Origin of the sequence: Trinickia caryophylli, assembly GCF_034424545.1 — a bacterium.
Classification (GTDB): Bacteria; Pseudomonadota; Gammaproteobacteria; order Burkholderiales; family Burkholderiaceae; genus Trinickia; species Trinickia caryophylli.
Window position 1 is genome coordinate 2,858,572 of sequence record NZ_CP139970.1, and the last position, 23,428, is coordinate 2,881,999.

18 protein-coding genes and 1 pseudogene are annotated in these 23,428 nt (G+C 67.2%); 9 read left to right on the plus strand and 10 right to left on the minus strand.

What is annotated here, in order from left to right; translation table 11 throughout:
• The first annotated feature begins 10 nt into the window (after positions 1-10).
• The 6 genes from U0034_RS12855 to U0034_RS12880 all read left to right on the plus strand — a co-directional run bounded on the left by U0034_RS12855 (position 11) and on the right by U0034_RS12880 (position 6,282).
• The gene (locus tag U0034_RS12855) at positions 11-484 is read left to right on the plus strand and encodes an RbsD/FucU family protein (protein ID WP_085227981.1); all 474 of its coding nucleotides are present in this window, start codon (positions 11-13) and stop codon (positions 482-484) included.
• Entirely contained in the window at positions 481-1,419 is a 939-nt protein-coding gene (locus U0034_RS12860; RefSeq protein ID WP_085227982.1) for a ribokinase, read from the plus strand. Before U0034_RS12855 ends, U0034_RS12860 begins: the two co-directional genes overlap by 4 nt.
• A gap of 37 nt (positions 1,420-1,456) precedes the next feature.
• Entirely contained in the window at positions 1,457-2,500 is a 1,044-nt protein-coding gene (locus U0034_RS12865; protein ID WP_085228119.1) for an ABC transporter permease, read from the plus strand.
• A 96-nt stretch (positions 2,501-2,596) separates the two neighbouring features.
• Positions 2,597-3,604, plus strand: coding sequence for an autoinducer 2 ABC transporter substrate-binding protein (locus tag U0034_RS12870; protein WP_085227983.1), 1,008 nt, complete (start codon positions 2,597-2,599; stop codon positions 3,602-3,604).
• 72 nt (positions 3,605-3,676) lie between these two features.
• Positions 3,677-5,248 (plus strand): sugar ABC transporter ATP-binding protein, encoded by a 1,572-nt coding sequence (locus U0034_RS12875; protein WP_085227984.1) that lies wholly within the window; start codon positions 3,677-3,679, stop codon positions 5,246-5,248.
• Positions 5,249-5,274: 26 nt separating this feature from the next.
• A complete protein-coding gene (locus U0034_RS12880) occupies positions 5,275-6,282 on the plus strand; it encodes an ABC transporter permease (RefSeq protein ID WP_233211936.1) in 1,008 nt (335 codons plus the stop codon).
• Positions 6,283-6,341: 59 nt separating this feature from the next.
• Here the strand turns inward: U0034_RS12880 and U0034_RS12885 are convergent, their stop codons facing one another.
• Together U0034_RS12885 and U0034_RS12890 are read right to left on the minus strand one after the other, a co-directional pair.
• On the minus strand, positions 6,342-7,070 hold the full coding sequence (locus U0034_RS12885; protein ID WP_085227986.1) for a DeoR/GlpR family DNA-binding transcription regulator: 729 nt from the start codon (positions 7,068-7,070) through the stop codon (positions 6,342-6,344).
• Between the two features lie 158 nt (positions 7,071-7,228).
• Positions 7,229-7,384: pseudogene (locus U0034_RS12890) on the minus strand (exo-alpha-sialidase); the annotation flags it as partial.
• A 457-nt stretch (positions 7,385-7,841) separates the two neighbouring features.
• Here U0034_RS12890 and U0034_RS12895 point away from each other — a divergent pair.
• Positions 7,842-9,020 carry a GGDEF domain-containing protein gene (locus U0034_RS12895; RefSeq protein ID WP_085227988.1) on the plus strand — a complete coding sequence of 393 codons (1,179 nt, stop codon included), beginning with the start codon at positions 7,842-7,844 and terminating at the stop codon, positions 9,018-9,020.
• A 67-nt stretch (positions 9,021-9,087) separates the two neighbouring features.
• Here the strand turns inward: U0034_RS12895 and U0034_RS12900 are convergent, their stop codons facing one another.
• The 6 genes from U0034_RS12900 to glcD form a co-directional block, all read right to left on the minus strand.
• Positions 9,088-10,740 carry an L-lactate permease gene (locus U0034_RS12900; RefSeq protein WP_085227989.1) on the minus strand — a complete coding sequence of 551 codons (1,653 nt, stop codon included), beginning with the start codon at positions 10,738-10,740 and terminating at the stop codon, positions 9,088-9,090.
• A 304-nt stretch (positions 10,741-11,044) separates the two neighbouring features.
• Entirely contained in the window at positions 11,045-13,219 is a 2,175-nt protein-coding gene (locus U0034_RS12905) for a malate synthase G (RefSeq protein ID WP_085228120.1), read from the minus strand.
• A 92-nt stretch (positions 13,220-13,311) separates the two neighbouring features.
• Positions 13,312-13,716, minus strand: a complete 405-nt coding sequence (locus U0034_RS12910) for a heme-binding protein (protein WP_085227990.1) — start codon at positions 13,714-13,716, stop codon at positions 13,312-13,314.
• 35 nt (positions 13,717-13,751) lie between these two features.
• Entirely contained in the window at positions 13,752-14,972 is a 1,221-nt protein-coding gene (gene glcF, locus U0034_RS12915) for a glycolate oxidase subunit GlcF (protein WP_085227991.1), read from the minus strand.
• Between the two features lie 21 nt (positions 14,973-14,993).
• Complete coding sequence (gene glcE, locus U0034_RS12920; RefSeq protein ID WP_085227992.1) at positions 14,994-16,061, minus strand: glycolate oxidase subunit GlcE; 1,068 nt, start codon at positions 16,059-16,061, stop codon at positions 14,994-14,996.
• Positions 16,061-17,560, minus strand: a complete 1,500-nt coding sequence (gene glcD / locus U0034_RS12925; protein WP_085227993.1) for a glycolate oxidase subunit GlcD — start codon at positions 17,558-17,560, stop codon at positions 16,061-16,063. The genes glcE and glcD overlap by 1 nt, the downstream gene beginning before the upstream one ends.
• Before the next feature lie 199 nt (positions 17,561-17,759).
• Between glcD and glcC the strand changes: the two genes are divergently transcribed.
• Positions 17,760-18,542 (plus strand): transcriptional regulator GlcC, encoded by a 783-nt coding sequence (glcC, locus tag U0034_RS12930; protein ID WP_386092133.1) that lies wholly within the window; start codon positions 17,760-17,762, stop codon positions 18,540-18,542.
• A 25-nt stretch (positions 18,543-18,567) separates the two neighbouring features.
• On the opposite strand, the gene U0034_RS12935 is transcribed toward glcC, so the two are convergent.
• Positions 18,568-19,650 carry an AI-2E family transporter gene (locus U0034_RS12935; RefSeq protein ID WP_085227995.1) on the minus strand — a complete coding sequence of 361 codons (1,083 nt, stop codon included), beginning with the start codon at positions 19,648-19,650 and terminating at the stop codon, positions 18,568-18,570.
• 173 nt (positions 19,651-19,823) lie between these two features.
• The gene (locus U0034_RS12940; protein ID WP_199187066.1) at positions 19,824-22,484 is read right to left on the minus strand and encodes a cation-translocating P-type ATPase; all 2,661 of its coding nucleotides are present in this window, start codon (positions 22,482-22,484) and stop codon (positions 19,824-19,826) included.
• 275 nt (positions 22,485-22,759) lie between these two features.
• On the opposite strand from U0034_RS12940, the gene U0034_RS12945 reads away from it, so the two are divergent.
• Positions 22,760-23,410 (plus strand): hypothetical protein, encoded by a 651-nt coding sequence (locus U0034_RS12945; protein ID WP_139831162.1) that lies wholly within the window; start codon positions 22,760-22,762, stop codon positions 23,408-23,410.
• Positions 23,411-23,428: the final 18 nt, after the last annotated feature.

Consider the following 23,428-nt stretch of genomic DNA (forward strand, 5'->3'; position numbering starts at 1 on the left):
AGGAGACAACGTGCTGAAGAACCTGGACCCGCTCTTGAACGCCGACGTCCTGCACGCGCTACGCGCGATGGGGCATGGCGACGAAGTGGTCGTCTGCGATGCGAATTTTCCCGCCGACGCCGTGGCGCGCGACACGACGCTCGGCCGGCTGCTGCGCATGGATGGCGTGGACTCGGCGCGTGCCGTGAGCGCGGTGCTGTCCGTGCTGCCGCTCGATACCTTCGTCGAGGCGCCGGCTATGCGCATGGAAGTGGTCGGCGATCCATCGGCCCTGCCGGCCGTGCAGCGAGAGGCTCAGGCCGAGGTCGACGCCGCCGAGGGCCGCCCGGTGCCGTTTGCGTCGATCGAGCGCCATGCGTTTTATGCGCGTGCCCGCAAGGCTTACTGCGTGATCGCCACGGGCGAGACGCGCGGCTATGGCTGCTTCGTCTTCACGAAGGGCGTGATTCTCGCGCCGGATGCCCCGAAGGAGCGCACGCTATGAGCGGGCGCGTCGTCATCCTCGGCATCTATGTGACGGACCTCGCGTTTCGCGCGGGGCGCATGCCGCTCATCGGTGAAACGATTGCCGGCTCCGCGTTCGCGATGGGGCCGGGCGGCAAGGGTTCGAACCAGGCCGTCGCCGCGGCGCGCGCCGGGGCCGACGTCGTTTTTTGCACGCGCGTCGGTAATGATGCGTTCGGCGACATCGCGCGTGCGACCTGGAACGCCGAGGGCATCGTCGCCCGCACCGGGGCCGCCGACGGTCTCGCCACGGGGGCGGCGCATATCTTCGTCGAAGAGGGCACGGGCGCGAACGCGATCATCGTGGCGTCCGGTGCGGCCGGCGCCATGGACGCCGGAGATGCCGACGCCATCGAAGCCGACATCGCCTCGGCGCAGGTTTTCGTGACGCAGCTCGAGCAGCCCGTCGCCGCGGCCCGCCGCGGCCTCGAGCTCGCACGCCGGCACGGTGTAACCACCGTTCTCAATCCGGCGCCCGCGTTGCCGCTGTCCGACGATATCTTCACCCTGTGCGACTACCTCACGCCGAACGAAACCGAAGCGGCGGCGCTGACCGGCATCGAGGTCGGCACCGCCGACGATGCGCGCCGCGCGGCCGATGTCCTGCTGGGCAAGGGCGTAGGGACGGTGATCGTCACGCTCGGCGAAGCCGGCGCGCTTTACCATTCGCGCGAGGCGTCGCTGCTCGTGCCGGCGTACCGCTGCGGTGCCGTCGTGGAAACGGCGGGCGCGGGGGATGGTTTCACGGGAGGCTTCGCGGCCGCGCTCGCGCGGGGGGCCGAGCCCGTCGAGGCGGTTCGATTCGGCTGCGCGCTCGCCGGCATCTCGGTGACGCGCGCGGGCACGGCGCCGTCGATGCCGCATGCGGCCGAAATCGAGGCGCTGCTCGCCGCGCAGGCGGCGGCCGTGCGATGACGCCACCCTTCATTGTCGTGAGGAGCGCATGGTGACCATGAAGCCTTCGTTCAGTCTTCGCGCATGCTTTGCCGATCGCCAGCTCAACTTTCTGCTGGCGGTCAACGCGCTGGTCGTGCTCGTGGCCATTGCCGTTTCGCGGGGCCAGTTCGCCGGCATCGACAACCTGCAGTCGATGGGCTCGCAGTTGCCCGAAGTCGGGCTGCTCGCGTTCGGCATCATGCTGTCGATGCTTTCCGGCAACGGCGGTATCGACCTGTCGGGCGTCGGCCTCGCCAATCTCTCGGGCATGGTGGCCGCGCTCGTCGTGCCGCAATTCGTGAGCGGCGACGATTCGCCCGTGCTCTACACGGCGCTCTTTTGCGCGATCGTCGTCTGCATGGGGCTCGCAGGCGGGTTGGTCAACGGGCTGGTGATCGCACGCCTGAAGCTCACGCCGATTCTCTGCACGCTCGGCACGCAACTCGTCTTCACGGGCCTGGCGGTCGCATTGAGCAACGGGGCGTCCGTGCACATCGACTACATCGAGCCGCTTTCGGACATCGGCAACGGCACCTTCTATCAGGTGCCCGTATCGTTTTGCATCTTTCTGGCAGCCGCGGTGGCGCTCGGATGGCTGCTCAAGCGGACGCCGTTCGGCCTGCGGCTTTATCTGATGGGCACGAACCAGCGCGCCGCCTTCTATGCCGGCGTGCCGAACACGCGCATGCTCGTCGCCACCTATACGGTCTGCGGCCTGCTCGCGTCCCTGGCGGGTCTCGTCAGCGTGACCCACACGATGAGCGCGAAGTGGGACTACGGCAATTCGTATCTGCTGATCGCGATCCTGATCGCCGTGATGGGCGGCGTGAATCCCGCAGGCGGCTATGGGCGCGTGATCTGCGTGTTCTTCGCGGCCACGGTGCTGCAGTTTCTTTCGAGCCTCTTCAACCTCATGAACGTTTCGCAGTTCTTCGGCGATTGCACATGGGGATTTCTGCTGCTCCTGTCGCTCGCGTTTGCCGACAGCGGGCGGATCCGCGCGATCTTCGGATTGAAGGCCAGGCCGCCAGCCGGGCAAGGGCATCGCGCGGGCGGCTGAGCGGCCGGCATTGCGAACGGCGCGCGTCGAGCCTCGGGCGTTGCGCTGCATGGGAAGGGGCGTCAAGCGAACGAACAAGGACAGGAGACATCGGCTATGAAATCGACTCGACTCGGCATTGGGATCTCAGCGTGCGCGCTTGCCGCGGGCCTCGTGCTGACGGCCCAGGCGGCAACGAACGATACGATCGTCACGGTCGTGAAGGTGACCGGCATCAGCTGGTTCAACCGCATGGACGAGGGCGTGAAGGAATTCGCGAAAGCGACGGGCGTGAACGCCTATCAGACGGGGCCGGGCCGGGCGGACGCCGCGCAGCAGGCGAAGATCATCGAGGACCTGATCGCGAAGAAGGTGAGCGCGCTGGCCGTCGTGCCCTATGACCCGCCCACGCTCGAGCCCGTGTTGAAAAAGGCCATGGACCGCGGCATCAAGGTCGTCACGCACGAGGCCGACAACGCGAAGAACACCATGGTCGACCTCGAGGCGTTCGACAACTCGGCCTACGGTGCCGCGCTCAACGAGCGGCTCGCGAGCTGCATGAAGAGCGACGGCAAGTGGGCGACGCTCGTGGGCTCGCTCGGCAGTCGCTCGCAGGTGCAATGGGCCGAGGGCGGCATCTCCAACGCGAAGGCGAAGTATCCGAAGATGACGCTCGTCGAGCACAACCTCGAAACGAACAACGACGGCACGCGCGCTTATGAAGTGGCGAAGGAAGTGCTGCGCAAGCATCCCGACATCAAGGGCTTCCAGGGCTCGTCGTCGCTCGACGTGCTCGGCATTGGCCGCGCCGTCGAGGAAGCGGGGCTGCAGGGCAAGGTCTGCGTCTATGGCACGGGCTTGCCGGGCGAGGCAGGCAAGTACCTCGAGAGCGGCGCGATCAACGGCATCGCGTTCTGGGATCCGAAGCTGGCCGGCGAGGCGATGAACAAGATCGCTCGGATGCTGATCGAGGGCAAGAAGTTCAGCCCCGGCGATACGCTCGATCTCGGCATGCCCGGCTACGAAAAGGTCGTCATCAGCAAGGGCCCGGGCAAGGGCGTGATCGCACGCGGCCAGGGCTGGGTCAGCGTCGACAAGTCGAACTACAAGCAGTACAACTTCTGAACGGCGTCATCACGCGTCCGGTGCGCTCATGCGTACGATCGCGCCGGACGCGATCAGCGGTGGAATGTCACGATGAACCAGGACAAGGCGGGCGAGCCGCTCCTGCAGGTGATCGGCCTGCACAAGCGCTTTACGGGCGTACATGCCCTGCGCGGCGTGACGCTGTCGTTTTCGCGCGGGCAGATCTATCACCTGCTCGGGGAGAACGGTTGCGGCAAGAGCACGCTGATCAAGATCATCTCCGGCGCACAGCCGCCCGACGAGGGCGAGCTCGTGATCGAAGGGCGGCGCTACGCGCGGCTTGCGCCGCTGCAGGCACTCGCGGCCGGCATCGAGACCGTCTATCAGGATCTCTCGCTGTTGCCGAACATGAGCGTGGCCGAGAACGTCGCGCTGACGGCCGAGCTGGCCGAGCACGACGGGCGGCTCGCGCGTACGCTCGATCGTCGCGTGCTGGCGGGCACGGCGGCGCGGGCGCTGGCGGCCGTCGGCCTGCCCGGCGATGCGGCCTTTCAGTCGACGCTCGTCGAGCAGCTGCCGCTTGCCACGCGGCAGCTCGTCGCGATCGCGCGTGCGATCGCGAGCGAGGCGAAGTTCGTGATCATGGACGAGCCCACGACCTCGCTCACGCAAAAGGAAGTCGCGAATCTGATCGAAGTGCTCGGCGCGCTGCGCGCCCAGGGCGTGACGGTGCTCTTCGTCAGCCACAAGCTCGACGAGTGCTATGCGATCGGCGGCGAGGTCATCGTGCTGCGCGACGGGCAGAAGGTCGCGCAAGGGCCGATCGCCGATTACACGAAGGCGCAGCTCTCGTCGTTGATGACGGGGCGCGAGCTTTCCCAGGACCGCTACCGCCATGCGGCGCCGCAGGCCGAGGTCGTGCTCGAGGTGCGCGGGCTCTCGCGGCGCGCGCAGTTTCGCGACATCTCGTTCGCGCTGCGTCGCGGCGAGATACTCGGCGTGACCGGGCTGCTCGACTCGGGCCGCAACGAGCTCGCGCGCGCGCTGGCTGGCGTGAGCCCCGCCGATGCGGGCGAGATCGTGCTCGACGGTAGGCCGATTGCGCTCGCAACGCCGGCCGACGCGAAGCGTCACCGAATCGGTTACGTGCCCGAGGATCGGCTCAGCGAAGGGCTCTTTCTCGACAAGTCGATTCGCGAGAACGTGATCACGGCCATGATCTCGAGCCTGCGCGACCGCCTGGGTCAGATCGACCGCAAGCGCTCGCGTGCGCTGGCCGAAGCGACGGTGAAGGAATTGCAGATCGCGACGCCCGATATCGAGAAGCCCGTGCAGTCGCTGTCGGGCGGCAACCAGCAGCGTGTGCTCATAGGGCGCTGGCTCGCGATCGATCCGCGCGTGTTGATTCTTCACGGCCCGACGGTCGGGGTGGACGTTGGCTCGAAGGACATCATCTATCGCATCATGCAGCAGCTCTCGCAGCGCGGCATCGCCATCCTGCTGATCAGCGACGATCTGCCGGAACTGCTGCAAAACAGCGACCGGATCCTGATGATGAAAAAAGGCAGCCTGGCAGGCGAATATGATGCGAGCGGGCTCGCCGAGGCGGATCTTTACCGCGCACTGCTGTCCGAGGCGCACGAGGGCCAAAGGATGCATGACGTGCATGAGGCGCAACGATGAGTCGGACAATGACGAGTTCTCCCGATATGGCCCGAACCGCCCGCGAGGCTGATGCGCCGGCATGGCGCGCCCGGTTTGCGCGGCATCCCGAATGGCTCACGCTCGCGCTCATTGCCGTGACGTGCGCGGTCGTGGCCGTGCTCAATCCGCGCTTTTTGCAGTGGGCGACGCTCTTCGATACGCTGCACTCGGCCACGACCGTTTCGCTCTTCGCACTCGGTACGCTCGTGGTGCTGGCCGCGGGCGGCATCGACGTGTCGTTCACGGCGATCGCGGCACTCACGATGTATTCGATCACGAAAGCGGTTTTCGCCTGGTGGCCCGATGCGCCGTTCGTGCTGATCCTGCTCGCGGGCGCCGCGGGCGGCGTGCTGCTTGGCCTCGCGAATGGCTTGCTCGTCTACCGGCTCAAGGCGCCGTCGCTGATCGTGACGATCGGCACGCAATATCTGCTTCGCGGGATTTTGCTGACCTTCGTCGGTACGACCTTCTTCATGAACATCCCGACGAGCATGGATCGTTTCGGGCGCCGCACGCTCTTTGCCTATCAGACGGCCGACGGCTTGCATGCGGTGCTGCCCGTCTCGGTCGTGGCGCTGGTGCTGGCGGCCGGCGCGACGTGGTGGCTGCTGAACCGGACGATGATGGGCCGCGCCGTCTACGCGATGGGCGGCAGCCTCGCGATCGCCGAGCGCCTCGGCTACAACCTGCGTGCGGTGCACCTGTTCGTGTTCGGCTACACGGGGCTGCTGGCAGGCATCGCGGGCATTCTGCACGTATCCAACAGCCGCATTGCGAATCCGTTCGATCTCGTCGGCTCGGAGCTCGACGTGATCGCGGCCGTTATCCTCGGCGGCGCGCGCATCACGGGCGGCAGCGGAACGGTCGTCGGCACGCTGCTCGGCGTCGTGCTCGTCACGCTCATCAACAACGTGCTGATTCTCGTCGGTGTGCCGAGCACCTGGCAGAAAGTCATTATCGGCGCGTTCATTCTCGTGGCCGGGACGTTTTTCGCGCTGCGCCGGCGCGGCTGATTCCACTCGCTTGCAGGAGCCGAACGACGCGGCCGCCGTGAACGGCCGCGCGCGTTGCCTCAACCGTTGCGGCCGCGGCGCTCGATGCCTTTTTCGGTGATGATCGAGTCGAACTCGTCGATCTGCGAAAAGCGTACGGCCTTCACGACCCCGAACTTGCTGGAATCGGCCACGAGGTGCCGCTCGACCGCGTTCGCCATGGCCGCCTGCTTGAGCGCGACCTCGTGAAAATTCCAGCAGGTCACGCCGCGAGCGGGATCGATGCCGCCCGCGGAAATGAAGGCCTTGTTGATACCCATGCGGCGCAGCATGTCGAGGCTTTCGTCGCCCGTGAACGAGTCCGACGATGGCACATAGACGCCGCCGAGCAGAATCATGCGCACGTTCGGCATGCGGCGCAAGATCTCCGCAACGTTGAGCGAGTAGCACACGACGGTCAGTTGCATCGTGGCCGGAATCAGCCGTGCGAGCGAGGCGAGCGTCGTGCCGCAATCGATGAAGATCGTTTCGTTGTCGGCGATCAGTCGGGCGGCGTGGGCCGACGCCTGCGCCTTGGCCGTCGCAAAATGATCCTTTTCCTGCTCGAGCGAGTAGCCGGCCGCGTTCGGCACCTGCACGGCGCTGACGATGTAGCCGCCCAGATAGGTGAACCGATCGGGATGGGCGGCGATGTCGCGGCGCACGGTCATTTCCGAGACGCCGAGCAACGCCGCGGCATCGCGCAGATGCAGAACATTGTGCTTGGCAAGCGCCTCGGCGAGCGCGTGCAGACGTTCCGGTTTGAGCATGGAGACCCGTAGCTGGCCGCCGCCGCGGAGCGGATGCGCCGGCGTTATGTTTGTATCGACTGGATGATTGGATTATAACAACGAAGCGCGCCCCGCATACCATCGCCGGAAGGGCGAGGACGCGGGGCGGGTGGTGGAGGGGGAACGCGGCAGTTGGGTCAGGGTTGAGCGACCACGTCCGTCCGATTCGTGGTGTTCGAGTTGGTCTTCACGAAAAACGGCAGGAACGACGTGCCGCGCGTGTCGAGCCCGTCGTAATCGCCGAGGAAGTAGCCCCCGGCCACGGGTGCGAATTTCATGTCGAACGGCTGCACGCAGGGTCTCGACGACGCGCGTCGTCGGCGTGCCTTCGCGTCGCTTTCGTCTTCGCTCGCCAAGCACACTACCGCTTCGACTGCCACAGGGCGCGAACGCTGGAACCGCCAGCGCGTCGGTCAAGACTGCGGGGCTTCGCGGCCACGGGCTGTTGCAGCCGGCTCGTCGGATCGGAGGCGAGCTCGGCCGCTGGAGGGAACGCAATGCACTGTAGGAAATGCCGCGATCGGCAGATCGAATTTTTTTGTAACAAGCCGGAGTTCCGTAGTCGGACTTTCGTTTTTCGATTTGGGACTGCGGTATTTTCGGTAGATAGCCTCTCTTTTATCTGCGGATAGACGATACTGGCTCGAACCGGTCATGCCGGGCGCGAGACCGGCGGGGAATCCGTCTCGTACCGCATCAGGCGCGGCACTCGCCCGGCGTCGGCGCGGCGGCTCGAATAAACGAATCGATATGCTCAACCCAGTCGCTTACCTCGGCATCGCCGTCATGTCGTGCGTGATGAGCGTTGCCGTGCTCGGCTCGCTCCTGAAGGCCCAAGTGGCCGGTCTGCCGCGCTGGTTCTGTGCCTACTTTCTGCTCGCGGTCGCAATGTTGCTGCTCGTCGCCTTCATCGACACGGCGGCGCCATGGCTCATCGTGACGGTGAATTCGATGCTCGTGGTGGGCGCCGCGCTCGTACTGCAGGGCACACGGCAGTTCTTCGGCAGGCCCGTCGCATCGCGCGCCGAGTGGGCGGGGCTTGTGCTTTTGATCGCGGGCATCGCCTGGTGGACGCTCGTGTCGCCGAATGCCGGTGCCCGCATCGCCCTGACATCGCTGGCTTATGTCTACGTACGCGCGGTGGTCGGATGGCTCGCATGGCGGTGGCGGCCGCGCAGCCGCCCGCAATACAGCTACCTGTTTCTCGTCGCCGCAGCATGGCTCGGCGTGGCGGTGCACCTAGCGCGCGCGATCGTTTACGGCCTCGGGATCGAGCGGCAGACGACGCTGCTCGATCCGTCGCCCGTCAATATCGTCCTGCTCGGGCTCATCATCGTTTCGCTCCCCTCGCTGTCGATCGCGCTCGTCATGGTGGCCCACGACCGGCTCGCCGAGCGCATGGAGCGCCTTGCAACGATCGACGAACTCACGGGCGCGCTCGTGCGGCGAGCCTTCATCGAGCAGGCCGCCGCGCGCATCTCGGCCCTATCGGCTCAAGCGGCGAAAGCGCAGCCGGTGTCGATCGCAATCCTCGATCTGGACCATTTCAAGGCCGTCAACGACCGGTACGGGCATGCTGCCGGCGATCGGGCACTGGCGTGCTTTGCGGCGGTGATCGCGCAGGCGGTGGGGCGCGCGGACCTGTTCGGCCGGCTCGGCGGCGAGGAATTCGCCGTGTTGTTCGCCTCGCGGGACAAAGCGGACGCACAGCGCGCGACGAATGCGCTGCGTGCCGCATTGGCCGAGGCGGCGGCGAACGAGGCGGCATGCACGTTCAGCGCCGGTATCGAGCAGGTAGGCACAGGCGATACGCTCGCCGCGGTCATGGCCCGGGCCGATGCCGCGCTCTATGCGGCCAAGGCGATGGGGCGCAACTGCGTCGTGGCCGCCCGCCCGCTCGACGACAAACTCCTGACTCAGGAGCCCTGAACGAGACAAAGCGGGTCGCAGAAAAAAGGCGGCCCGCAGGCCGCCCTTCGCTGACCGCTCGCGAGCGTTACTGCGGCAGCGCCGGAATCATCCACGACAGTACGTGCTGCTGGAGGAACACGAGCACGCCCAGCAGCAGCGTGAGGATCACGCTGTGCCAGAACGTACGTGCGAAGACGACGCCTTCCTGCCCTTTGAGGTCGGTTGTGGACACGCCCGTGGCAATGTTCTGCGGCGAGATCATCTTGCCCATCACGCCGCCCGAGGAATTCGTCGCCGCCATCAACACGGGATCGAAGCCGAGTTGGCGTGCGGCTACGACCTGCAGATTGCCGAAGAGCGCATTACCGGAGGTATCGCTGCCCGAGAGGAACACCGCGATCCACCCGAGCGTGGCCGAGACGAGCGGGAAAAGTGCCCCGGTGGACGCGACGCCGAGGCCCAGCGTATAGCTCATGCCCGAATAGTTGAGCAGATAGGCAAGGCCCACGATCATCATCACCGTGGCAATGGCGATGCGCGTTTGCTTCCATGTGCCGGCCACGCAGGCGAAGAACTCGCCGACGCTCACGCGCGTGAGCACGGCCGTGACGATCGCGGACAGCAGAATCGCCGTGCCGGTGCCGAGTGGCTGGAAGTCCCAGACCGCCGCGTACGCCTTGTGATAGAGCGTCATGTACACGGCGTTGTGCAACCCCGGCCATTTGATCTTCACGTCGCCGATCGCCGCCACGCTTGCGTGCACCCAGAAGATGACGATGACCGAGACTACGAGCCAGGGCAGCCAGCCGCCGTAGCCCACGCGTCCATGTCCACCGTTGCGCAGCGCGCCGTTCGCGCCCGCGCGCGAGATGGCGAACTCGGGATCGGGCGCGGGCTTCCAGACCTTGAGGAAGGCGACCGTCACGATGAGCGACGAGAGCGAGGAGAGCACGTCGGTGAGTTGATAGCCGAGATAGTTCGACGTGACGAACTGCGCGATCGCGAAACTGCCGCCCGACACCAGCAGCGCGGGCCAGAGCTTCGCGATCGAGCGCATGCCGCCGTACATCCCGACCACGTAGAACGGCAGCAGCAGCGCGAAGAACGGCAACTGGCGGCCGACCATGGCGCCGAGCGTGCCGGCCGGCAGCGAGGTCACGGCGCCGAGTACGGTGATCGGTACGCCGAGTGCGCCGAATGCGACGGGGGCCGTATTGAAGATCAACGTGAAGGTGAGCGCCTCGATGGCCGGAAAGCCGAGCGCGATCAAAAGGGCGCTCGTGATCGCCACGGGGGTGCCGAAGCCCGAGATGCCTTCGAGCAGACAGCCGAACGAGAAGGCGACGACGAGCAGCACGAGCCGCCGGTCGTCGGGCAGGTGATCGAGCATCCACTGACGGAACTGATCGAAGCGCCCGCTCTTCACGGCGATGTTGTAAAGCAGCAGTGCGTTGAAGACGATCCACATGACCGGGAACAGGGCGAGTGCCATGCCGGCCCCCACGGCATCGAGCGCGAGCGCTGCGGGCATGCCCCACGCCGCGACGGCGATGACGATTCCCGCAACGAGCCCGGCGAGCGACGCCTGCCAGGCCGGCCGGCGCAGGATGCCGAGCATGACGAGCGCGATGGCGATCGGCACGACGGCGACGAGAAACGAGAGCAAAAGCGAATTCCCGACCGGTGTCAGCGGCTGAGCGAACACCGTTCCTGGCGGGAGCGCCGTGGTTGGATTCATTCTGTGTCTCCTTGTATGGGCCGAATGTGGCCGTTTTGAATCTTTTGTCGTCCGTGTTGCTTGCTATTCGATTCGATGTAGCCGTGTGGCGCTCGAGCTGGCTGCCCGGTGCTGACGCTGCTGCATCCCCGACATCGCCGGGCGCACCCGTGTTCCTGTCCGCCGCCCCCCTTGCTTGCGGCGGTCCGCGCTCCGGGCGGTGCGGCGGCGACGGGGCTCGCCGCCGCCGCACCGGCTCGTGTACGGCGCTACGGAGTACTGCCGATTCCTGTAATCGATACTGCTCCTACTGCCGTGAGCCTCGTCAACCTTGCCGCGGATGACGCTTGAACTCGAGGCGGAACCGATGCAGGAGCGGCTCCGTGTAGCCGCTCGGTTGCTCGCGGCCTTGCAGCGCGAGCGCGCAGGCGGCGCGGTACGCGAACGACGCGTCGTAGTCGGGCGCCATCGGCCGATAGTTCGGATCGCCGGCGTTCTGCTTGTCGACGACGACGGCCATCCGCCGGAACGTCTCTTCCACGAGTTCGCGCGTGACGACGCCGTGGCGCAGCCAGTTCGCGATGTGCTGGCTCGAGATGCGCAGCGTGGCGCGGTCTTCCATCAGGCCGACGTTGTGGATGTCCGGGACCTTGGAGCAGCCCACGCCCTGATCGATCCAGCGCACGACGTAGCCGAGAATGCCCTGCGTATTGTTTTCGAGCTCGCTGCGGATCTCGTCGTCGCTCCAGTTCGCCTTTTCGACGACGGGTACCGTGAGCAGCCCTTCGATCAGCGCTGCACGCTCGCTCGCATAGTCGACCTTTTCGAGCGATTGCTGGACGGCCTGCACGTCGACTTCGTGATAGTGCAGGGCGTGCAGCGTTGCGGCGGTCGGCGACGGCACCCACGCCGTATTGGCGCCGGCCCGCAACTGCGCCGCCTTTTGCTCGAGCATCGCATGCATGAGGTCGGGCATCGCCCACATGCCCTTGCCGATCTGCGCGCGTCCGCGCAGGCCGCAGGCCAGACCGACGAGCACGTTGCTGCGCTCGTAGGCCGCGATCCATGCCGAACCCTTCATGTCGCCCTTGCGCAGCACGGGGCCGGCTTCCATCGCCGTATGGATCTCGTCTCCGGTGCGATCGAGAAAGCCCGTGTTGATGAATGCGACGCGGCCGCTCGCCGCGGCGATGCAGGCCGCGAGGTTCACGCTCGTGCGCCGCTCTTCGTCCATGATGCCCATCTTGACCGTATGGCGCGGCAGCCCGTACAGATCTTCGACGCGATCGAACAGCCCGTTCGCGAACGCCACTTCGGCCGGCCCGTGCATCTTCGGCTTCACGATGTAGATGGAGCCCGTGCGCGAGTTGAGCTTGCTCTTGCGGTCGTGCAGCGCGCACAGCGTCGTTACGACGGCGTCGAGGATGCCTTCGGGAATCTCGTTGCCGTCGCGATCGAGCACGGCGCCGTTCGTCATCAGGTGCCCGACGTTGCGCACGAAGAGCAGCGAGCGGCCGTGCAGCGCAAGCGTGCCGCCTGCCGGCGTGCGGTAGCTGCGGTCGGTGTTCAGGCGCCGCGTGAAGGTCGTGCCGCCCTTGGCCACCTCCTCGGTCAGCGTGCCCTGCATGAGGCCGAGCCAGTTGCGGTAGAGCGCGACCTTGTCCTCGGCGTCCACGGCCGCGACCGAGTCTTCGCAGTCGATGATCGTCGTGACGGCGGCCTCGAGCACCACGTCCTTCACGTGTGCCGCATCGGTTTTGCCGATCGGCGCGCCGGCATCGATCTGGATTTCGATGTGCAGGCCGTTGTGCTTGAGCAGAATTGCCGTAGGCGAATCGGCCTCGCCTTGAAAGCCCGCGAATTGCGCGGGTGCGGCGAGCGCGAGCGTTCCCTTGGGGGTATCGACGGCGAGTTGGCCATCGCGTACGGCATAGCGTGTCGCGTCGCGGTGCGAGCCGCCTGCGAGCGGCGCCGCCTTGTCGAGGAACGCACGCGCATACTCGATCACGCGCGCGCCACGCACCGGGTTGTAGCCGCCGCCGCGCGTCGCGCCGCCGTCTTCGGGCAGCGCATCGGTGCCGTAGAGCGCGTCATAGAGGCTGCCCCAGCGTGCGTTGGCGGCATTGAGCGCATAGCGGGCGTTCGAAAGCGGCACGACGAGCTGGGGGCCGGCCTGCTCGGCGAGTTCGGTGTCGACGTTCGATGTCGTGACCGCGACGCGCTCGGGAGCCGGAGCGAGATAGCCGATCTGCTCGAGAAAGGCGCGATAGGCCCGCTGATCGCGCACGGGGCCCGGGTGCGTGCGATACCAGTCGTCGATCGCCGCCTGCAGCCGGTCGCGCTCGGCGATCAGTGCACGGTTTTGCGGCGCGAGCTCGTGCACGAGGGCGGAAAATCCCTGCCAGAAGGCGGTGGCGTCGATGCCCGTGCCCGGCATCGCTTCCTGCTCGATGAAACGGCTGAGCGATTCGGCGACGCGCAGCCCCTGGTGGTCGGTCATGTTGTCCATGGTGTGAATCCGTGTGATTCGCTGGTTCGAGGGGGATGCTGAAGCGGCATCCAAGCGGCATTCAAGCGGCATTCAAGCGGCATTCAAGCAGCAATGCGTCCGGCGCCGGCCTTGGCGATCTGCGCATCCTGGTCCGATTTCACACCCGATACGCCGATCGCACCGACGCACTGGCCAGCCGCGATCACGGGCACGCCGCCTTCGAGCGTGCCGCTGAGCGGTGCGCTCAGAAACGCGACGCGCCCATTGTTGATCATGTCCTCGTAGGCCTTCGATTCGCGCCGGCCGAGCGCGGCGGTGCGCGCTTTCTCGGTGGCGATGTAGGCACTGCTTGGCGATGCGCCGTCGAGCCGGGCAAGACCGAGCAGATGGCCGCCGTCGTCGACCACGGCGATCGTCACGGCCCAGCCGTGGCGGTCGGCCTCGTCGCGCGCCGCGGCGAGGATCGTGTCGACTTCGGCCACGCCGAGTACGGATTTCGTTTGCATGTCGTTTCTCTCTTTTCTGTAAGGCTTCGGGTTCGTCAAGGCGCGAGGCTGGCGTCGACGAGCTCGATCCAGTGCTCGACCGGCGTACGCTTCGCGCCGTTCAGGTGGTGCTGGCAGCCGACGTTGGCCGTGACGATCGCGTCGGGGCCGCCTGCTTCGAGCGCGGCGAGCTTGTTGTCACGCAACGTTCGCGCCAATTCGGGCTGCGTGATCGAGTAGGTGCCCGCCGAGCCGCAGCACAGGTGGCCGTCGGCCACATCCGTCAATTCGAAGCCGAGGCGCCGCAAGACGGCCTCCACGGCGCCGCCGAGCTTCTGCGCATGGGCGAGCGTGCACGGACAATGTACTGCGATCCGGCCGGAACCGCGCGCTCGCAGCGTCTCGAGCGGTTCGGCCGACAACACTTCCACCAGATCCCGGGCGAGCGCGCTCACGCGTTGCGCCTTGGCCGCATAAGCGGTGTCGCCGCGCAGCAGCTCGCCGTATTCCTTGACGAATGCGCCGCAGCCGCTTGCCGTCAGTACGATCGCCTCGGCTCCGGCCTCGATCGCCGGCCACCAGGCGTCGATATTACGCCGGGCGCGCGCAAGCCCGGCGTCGTGCGCGTCGAGGTGATACTCGGTCGCACCGCAGCAGCCGGCCTCGGGCGCCGGCGTCACGCTGATGCCGAGCCGATCGAGCACGCGGGTGGCGGCCGCGTTCGTATTCGGCGCGAGCGTCGGCTGCACGCAGCCTTCCAGCATCAGCATGCGTCGCGCATGGCGCGCGGGCGGCCGCGGCAAGGCGGCCCGCCGGTGTACGCGCAGCTTGTCGCCGAACTGGCGAGGAAGCACTGGGCGCAGTGCCCGGCCGGCCTTGAACAGGGCGGCGAAGAGCGCCGGCTCGGGCACGACCCGTCGCAGCGCGGCGCGCACGAGCCGCTGGCCGGCCGGGCGCGGCGTGCGCCGGGCCAGTTCGGCCCGGCCGATGTCGAGCAACGTGTGATAGCGCACGCCCGAGGGGCACGTCGTCTCGCAGTTGCGGCAACTGAGGCAGCGGTCGAGGTGGGTCTGGGTGCTCGCGCCGGCGGGCTGCCCCTCGAGCAGTTGCTTGATCAGATAGATGCGCCCGCGCGGGCCGTCGAGCTCGTTGCCGAGCACCTGATACGTGGGACAGGTGGCATTGCAGAAGCCGCAATGCACGCAGGCGCGCAGGATCGCCTCGGCCTCGTCGGCCCGCGCGATCGAGCGCGCTTCTTCGCTGAGATTCGTTTGCATTCGGGATAGGTACGAAAGCGTTTAGAGCGAGGCGTAGAGGCGGCCCGGATTGAATATGCCGTGCGGATCGAGCTGCGCCTTCAGTTGCCGATGCAGCCGCTCGAGCGGCGCCGAAAGCGGCTCGAACGGCTCGCTGGTGACGTCGGGCGTGAAGCAGGTGGCATAGCCGCCCAACTCGCGCGCGAGCCGGCGAACCTCGTGCGCCGGTGCGTCGCTCTTGAGCCAGCGCTGCATGCCGGCCCAGTCGAGCAGCACCGGGCCCGGGAGCGCGGCAAGCGGCGCGGCGGCCGGCAGGGAGAGCCGCCACAGCGGCGCGGGGCCCGCGAAGAACGGCAGTTTGAGCCGGCGCAGCGCGGGCCAGAACGACCCGTCGCAGACTGCGCCGCCGATGCGCGCTTGCGCGGCCTCGACCGAGCCGTGGCCGCCTTCGAGCCTGACCTGCAGCTTGCCGTCGAAATGGCAGGCGCCGGCCAGCGGCAGGCCGGTGCGGCGCCACTCGGCCACGCGGGCGATGGCATCCGCGGCCGGCACTTCGAGCGTCAGGTCGAGCGCGGCGCGCGGCTTCGGCAGAACCTTCAGCGAGACCTCGGTAATGACGCCCAGGCAGCCGAAGCTGCCCGCGAGCAGGCGCGACACGTCGAAGCCCGCGACGTTTTTCATGACCTCGCCGCCGAAGCGCAGATGCTTGCCGTGCCCGGTGATCACGCGGCAGCCGAGCACGAAGTCGCGCACCGAGCCCGCCCACGGGCGGCGCGCGCCCGAAAGCCCGGCGGCGGCCATGCCGCCCACCGTCGCTTGCGGCCCGAAGACGAGCGGCTCGCAGGCGAGCATCTGGCCTGCGTCGTCGAGTGCCGTCTCGAGTTCGGCGAGCGGTGTGCCGGCGCGGGCCGTCACGACGAGCTCGGTCGGGTCGTAGCTGACGATGCCGCGATGAGCGCGCGTATCGAGCGGTGCGCCGCTCGCGGGGCGGCCCAAAAAGCCCTTCGTATCGCCGCCGCGGATGGCGAGCGGCGTCTTCTTCGCGATGGCCTCGCGCACGGCGTGGATGAGCGCTTCGCTCGCGTCGGCACCATCGAATTCGCGTCGCATCAGAAACGCTCCAGTTCGGGAAACGGCAATTGGCCGTGATGCACGTGCATGGCGCCGAATTCGGCGCAGCGATGCAGCGTAGGAATGTTCTTGCCGGGGTTGAGCAACTGGGCGGGATCGAAGGCCGCCTTCACCGCATGGAAGAACTCGATTTCGTCGCTCGTGAACTGCACGCACATCTGATTGATCTTTTCGCGGCCCACGCCGTGCTCGCCCGTGATGCTGCCGCCCACCGCGACGCAGAGCTCGAGGATCTTGCCGGCCAGCGCTTCGGTGCGGGCCAGTTCCCCCGGCTGGTTGGCATCGAACAGAATCAGCGGATGCATGTTGCCGTCGCCGGCATGAAACACGTTGGCGACGCGCAGCCCGTACTCGCTCGACAGCGCCGCGATGCCGCGCAGCACGCGCGCGAGTTCGCGGCGCGGGATCGAGCCGTCGATGCAGTAGTAGTCGGGCGACAGGCGGCCGACCGCCGGGAACGCATTCTTGCGTCCGGCCCACAGGCGCAGGCGTTCGGCTTCGTCTTTCGCTACGGTGACGTTGGCCGCACCCGCCGCGCGCAAGAGCTGGCTTACGTGCGCGATGTCTTCGTCGACGTCGATTTCGGCGCCATCGAGCTCGCACAGCAGAATGGCTTCCGCGTCGACCGGATACCCCGCATGAATGAAGTCCTCGGCTGCGCGGATCGCAAGGTTGTCCATCATCTCGAGCCCGCCCGGGATGATGCCCGCGCCGATGATCCCGGCGACGGCCTTGCCGGCGGTTTCGACGTCGTTGAAGCTGGCCATCAGCATCTTCGCGCACTGCGGCTTCGGCAGCAGCTTGACCGTCACTTCCACGACTACGCCGAGCATGCCCTCGGAGCCCGTGAAGAGCGCGAGCAAATCGAAGCCGGGGCTGTCGAGCGACTCTGCGCCGAGCGTCATCCGCTCGCCGTCGATCGTGAGGATGTCGACGTTGAGGATGTTGTGGACGGTGAGGCCGTATTTGAGGCAATGCACGCCGCCCGCATTCTCCGCGACGTTGCCGCCGATCGAGCAGGCGATCTGCGACGACGGATCGGGCGCGTAATAGAGCCCGTGGGGCGCCGCCGCCTGCGAAATCGCGAGGTTGCGCACGCCGGGCTCCACGCGGGCGATGCCGGCCACGGGGTCGATGGCCACGATGCGTTTGAACTTCGACATGACGAGCAGGATGCCTTTCTCGAGCGGCAGTGCGCCGCCCGAAAGGCCGGTACCCGCGCCGCGCGCGACCACCGGTATGCCGCGCGCCGCCGCCAGTTTCAGTACGGCCGCGACCTGCTCGACCGTTTCAGGCAATACCACGCACAGCGGGACGGTGCGGTAGGCGGACAGGCCGTCGCATTCGAAGGGGCGGACATGCTCGGGCTCGTGCAGAACCTGCATACCCGGGCAGAGGCGTTCAAGCGCTTCGATGAGCGCGTCGCGGTCGACGGGCGGCAGCGCGCCGTCGATCCTTTCGTCGTATTTGAAATTCATGATGCGTCCCGTAGCGGGGCGGCCTGCGCCGTGGCCGGATCGGATGATGGGCGGATTGTCGAACGCGCTGCGACGACCTGTCCATCGGGTAACGGAGTGGTCGTACCAGTTTTTTCGATTTAGTTTACAGGGCTGCCCGGCACGCGCGTAGAATCGCGTCGAGGGCGCTACAGGCGCCGTGCCGCATTGAGTTTCAAAAGTGGTCATACCAGTGAAATCACGCATCGAAGAGGGGGCGACGCGCAATGTCGCCGACGTGGTGGCGGAGCGCATCGAGAAGCTCATCGTCGACGGCGTGCTGAAGGAAGGGCAGGCGCTGCCCTCGGAGCGGCGTCTGACGGAGAAGCTCGGCGTATCGCGCAGCGCGCTGCGCGAGGGGCTCAAGCTGCTGCGTGCGCGCGGCATCATCGAGACGAGCCACGGCCGCGGCTCCTTCGTTGCACGGCTCGCGTCGCGCGAGCAGACCACGCCGATGATGCATCTGCTCGGGTCGCAGCCGCGCACCCTGTACGACTTGTTCGAGGTGCGCGGCCTGCTGGAGGCCGAATCGGCGCGGCTGGCCGCGCTGCGCGGCACGCCGGCCGACTACGTGCTGATCACGCGGCGCTACGAGGAAATGATGGCCGCGCATGGGCGCGAATGCGACGCCGAGACGCACGCGCGGCTCGATCACGCGTTTCATCTGGCCATTTGCGAGGCGTCGCACAATCCCGTGCTCGTGCATACGCTGCGCTCGCTGACCGATCTGCTGCTGAGTTCGGTGTTTGCATCGGTGAACAACCTCTATCACCGGGAGGCGCACAAGCGGAAGATCGATCGGCAGCATGCGCGCTTGTACAACGCGGTGGTGGGCAAGCTGCCGGAGCTTGCGCGGCGTGCCGCAGGCGAGCATCTGCGCAGCGTGGGGGTATGCCTGCGCGAGATCGAGCAGGAGGAGCAGCGCCTCGTGCGCTCGACGCTCAGGCTCGAGGGCTGGAAGTGAGACGAACGAGATCCGGCGGCGCCGGCTAACGGCGCTCGGGCGTGCCCGTGCGCTGCTCGGGAGCCCCGGTGAGCTGCTCGGCCTGCCATTCGCGCCAGACGGCGATCAGCATCGCCACCACGAAGGGGCCGATGAAGATGCCGATCATCCCGAAGGCCGCCACGCCGCCGAGCACGCTGAACATGACGAGCAGAAACGGCATGCGCACGGCGCTGCTGATGATGAATGGGCGGATCACGTTGTCGACCCAACTGACCACGAGCGCGCACCAGGCGAACAGGCCCGCGGCGGCCCAGGTCTGGCCCGCCACGAGAAGGCTGATGACGACGGGCACCCAGACGAGCGGCGTGCCGAAGGGCAGAAAGGCGACGATGAGCGTGAGGATCGCAAGGAACATCGGCGCGCCCGCGCCGGCCGCCCAGTAGCCGATGCCGGCAAGCGCGCTTTGCGCGATCGCCGTGAGCACGATGCCGTAGACGACTGAGCGGCTGACGGCGCCCATTGCTCTCAGGTAGACATCGGCGCGAGCTCCGAGAAACGGCCGTGCCGCGAGCCGCACTTGCGCGAGCAGCGTTTCGCCGTCGCGGTAGACGAAAAAGAGCGTGAACACGGCGAAGCCGAACTTGGCGGCGTTGCGGCCGATCCCACCCGCGATCTGGGCGATTTCGGCGGCCCATTGATTGCTCCATTGCGCGAGCTGGGTGCCGAGCGAGGAAGGTTCGCGCGTGATCTTGTCGGCGAAGCCGCCGAGCCAGCGGCCAAGCAACGGCACGCGCTCGACGAGGTCGAGCAGTGGCTGGCGGTGATCGGTCAGATAGGTAGCGGAGCCGCTGAAGAAGACCGCCGTTTCGTGCGTGAGCTGGACCATCAGGGAGAACATCGGAATCACGAACGCGAGCGCGAGAAAGGCGGTCATGAGCAGCGCGCTGATGCCGCCGCGCCCGCCGAGCCGCGTGCGCAGCCACGCATAGGCCGGCCAGGTCACGTACGCGATGATGAGTGCCCAGGCGACGGGAATGAGAAAGAGATGCAATACCACGATGCCGAGAGCGATCAGGCACGCGAGCAGCGTGCCGAGCACGAGGGATTTGGTGCGCAGCTGGGTCATGTCGGGCGATGGCGTGAGCGGCCGGGTTCCTGGCGGGTCGTTTCGGGCAGCCGTGACGATTGTGGACGCTCGCGGGCGTGGGTTCAAGCGGGTTCAAGCGGGTTCAAGCGGGTTCAAGCGGGTTCAAGCGGGTTCAAGCGGGTTCAAGCGGGTTCAAGCGGGATCGGGCGGGTTCAAGCGGGATCGGGCGGGTGCGTGGCCGGCGGCGTGGCGCGATGGCGCGCGTGCCGCAGTATCCGCTTCTCGAACTCGACGGCCAGGAAGACGATGCCCGCGAGCGCGAATGAGGCGAGCAGTTCGCCGGCGGACAGCGGCGCCGTCCTGAATATGGGGTTGAGCGCTGGTACGTAGACGACCGCCAACTGCAAGACCACCGTCAGCGCGACCGCGCCCGCAAGCAGCGGGTTCGCCCGCGGTCGGCCCGTCGAGAACAACGGCCGTTCGGAGCGGACCGCAAGCAGATGCGCCATCTGCGCGAGCGCCAGCACGGTGAACGTCATTGTCTGCCAGTGCGCGTGGCCGGTCTCGAGCGCCCATGCCTGGGTGAGTAACGTCACGGCGGCCATGAGGATGCCGCCCCCCGCAATCTGCCAGCCCATACCGTGCGTGAGCCGCTGCTCGCGCGCGTGGCGTGGCGGGCGCCGCATGATGTCGGGCTCGGCCGGTTCGGCGGCGAGCGCGAGCCCGGGCAGCCCGTCGGTGACGAGATTGATCCAGAGGATGTGGATCGGCAGCAACGGCACCGGCAGCCCCATGAACGGGGCGAGGGCGACCACCATCAGCTCCGCCGAGTTGCAAGTGAGCACGTAGCGAACGAACTTGCGCACGTTGGCGAAGAGGCGCCGGCCTTCCTCGACGGCCGCGACGATCGTCGCGAAGTTGTCGTCGAGCAGTACGACACTCGCGGCTTCACGCGCAACGTCCGTGCCGCCGCGGCCCATGGCCACGCCAATGTCGGCGCGCGCGAGCGCCGGCGCATCGTTGACGCCGTCGCCCGTCATCGCGACATAGCGCCCCTCTCCACGCAACGCTTCGACGATGCGGATCTTTTGTGCCGGGTCGACGCGCGCGAACACGGCGATCCGCTCGATTCGCCGGCGCAGCTCCGCATCGGTCGACGCGGCCAGCTCCCGGCCCGTCATTACCGCATCGGGACCGTCGTGCGCGGCATCGAGCAGCCCGATCGCGCGGGCGATCGCCCGGGCGGTGACGGGATGGTCTCCCGTGATCATGACTGTCCGGATGCCCGCCGCCTTGCACTTCGCCACCGCGTCGGGCACCTCGGGGCGAGGCGGATCGATCATGCCGACGAAACCGATCAATTCGAGCGCCTGCTCGACCTCCTCGGCGGTGCATCGCGCGTCGGGAAGGGCTGGCCAGCGGCGGCGAGCCAGGGCCAGTACCCGCAGCCCGTCGGCGGCCATCGCTTCGGCGGTCGAGATCATCTGCCCGGCGGACAAACGGGTGCCGCCCGGCCCGGATGCGCACCGGGCCAGCACGGCTTCGGGCGCGCCTTTGGTGTAGGCGATGAAGGCATCGCCATCGGCATGCAGCGTGGTCATCCGCTTGCGCTCGGAGTCGAACGCGTATTCCATTCTGCGCGGCGTGGTTCGTCCGATCGCGCGCTTGTCGATGCCCGCATCCGCGGCTGCGCGCAGCAGCGCGATCTCAGTGGGATCGCCGATCGGCTTGCCTTGTTCGTCGTAGCCGGCGTCGTTGCACAATGCCGAGGCGTGAAGCAGTGCGGCGAGCGTTTCGTCGTTGCCGACCGGGCCCGCCGCGATACGCGGCCCTCCGGCGGCGCACAACTCGACCACGCGCATGTCGTTGCAGGTCAGTGTGCCCGTCTTGTCGGTACAGATGCAACTGACCGAGCCGAGCGTTTCGACGGCCGGCAACCTGCGCACGAGCGCCGCATGGCGCGCCATGGTGCGCGCGCCGAGCGCGAGCATGACGGTGACGACGGCGGGAAGGGCTTCGGGGATCGCTGCAACAGCGAGGCTGACGGCCGTCAGCAGCATGGGCAGCAGCGGTTCGCCGCGAGCGAGGCCGGCGACGAAGACGAGCGCGCAAATCGCGAGCACGGCGAGCGCCAGCTGGCGACCGAAGCGGGCGAGGCGGGCCTGCAGCGGCGTGCGCGTGCGCGGTGCCGATTTGATCAGAGCGGCAAGGTGGCCGAGCTCCGTGTCCATGCCGGTTGCGACGGCAATGCCGCGCGCCCGCCCGTAGGCGACGGTCGTGCCGCGGTAGGCCATGTTAAGACGATCGGCGAGCGGCAAGCTTTCGTCGCCGAGGGAGGCTGTGGTCTTGTCGATGGGCGCCGCCTCGCCGGTGAGGGCCGCTTCGGCGGTTCTCAACTGCGGCGCTTCGACTAGGCGCAGGTCGGCCGGTACCGTGGCGCCCGCTTCGAGCACGACGAGGTCGCCGGGCACGAGGGCGGCTGCATCGACGATCGCAGGCCGGCCATCGCGCACGACCGTTGCCTTTGGCGCGGCGAGTCGCCGAAGGCCCGCAATGGCGCGTTCGGCGCCGAGGTCCTGCGCGAAGCCGACAATGGCATCGACGAGAACGATCGCGATGACGACGAGTGCGTCGTTGGTGTCGCCGACGGCGAACGAGAGTACGGCCGCCGCGAGCAGCACGAGCACCATGAAATCGGCGAACTGCGCGGCGAACAGCGAAAGCGCGCTGCGCCGTTCGGCTGTGGCAATGTCGTTCGGGCCGGCCGCGTCGAGGCGGCGGCGAGCCTCGGCCGAATCGAGGCCGTGCGCTTCGTCGGTGCGAAGTTGCGCGGCGACGGCCGCCGCGTCGAGCGTGTGCCACGGCGTGCTCATGAGGCAGCGGGCTCCTGGCGGTTGGGGCGGCGCGCTGCGCCGCATCGCGGGAAACGGTTCGCTGCCTATGTTGACGCCGGTCGCGGCGCGGGCTCTTGTCATACATCAAGTGCCCATGTACAAAGGCCGCGAATACCGTCTCCGGTATCCGCGGCCCAAACTGCTCCATGCGTACTGCGAAGGCTGCGGCGCCGGTTGGGGCGCCACAGCCGTTTCCTGGTTCAAAGACGAATGCTTCTTGACAGCGGGTGAACCGACTTCGTACTGCAGTGGTATTGCAAATTGCTTTTGTGCTGCGTGCTGCCGAGGTACTGCGTGCTGCCGAGGTGCTGCGTACTGCCGAGGTGCTGCGTGCTGCCGAGGTACTGCGTGCTGCCGAGGTGCTGCGTGCTGCCGAGGTGCTGCGTACTGCCGAGGTACTGCGTGCTGCCGAGGTGCTGCGTACTGCCGAGGTGCTGCGTACTGCCGAGGTACTGCGTACTGCCGAGGTACTGCGTACTGCCGAGGTACTGCATGCTGCCGAGGTGTTGCGTGCTGCCGAGGTGCTGCGTACTGCCGAGGTACTGCGTACTGCCGAGGTGCTGCGTACTGCCGAGATACTGCGTACTGCCGAGATACTGCGTACTGCCGAGATACTGCGTACTGCCGAGATACTGCGTACTGCCGAGGTGCTGCGTGCTGCCGAGCTACTGCGTACTGCTGAGGTACTGCAGACCACTGTTGGTACAACTGGCTTCGAACTACCCACGCGAGGGGAGCGCGTGGACGGAACCCACATCTCGTTCCATGGAAAGCAGTGTACGGCGGCGAGCGCGGAAGCAATTGGTCGAAACGAGGACCCTATTCGGGCCAATTCGACCAATCGCGCTCTCGGCGCGCGAGCGGGGTGCCGTCCACGCGCCGGGGGGGCGGGTTTGTCCCGATAACCGCGCGGCATCAAGCTT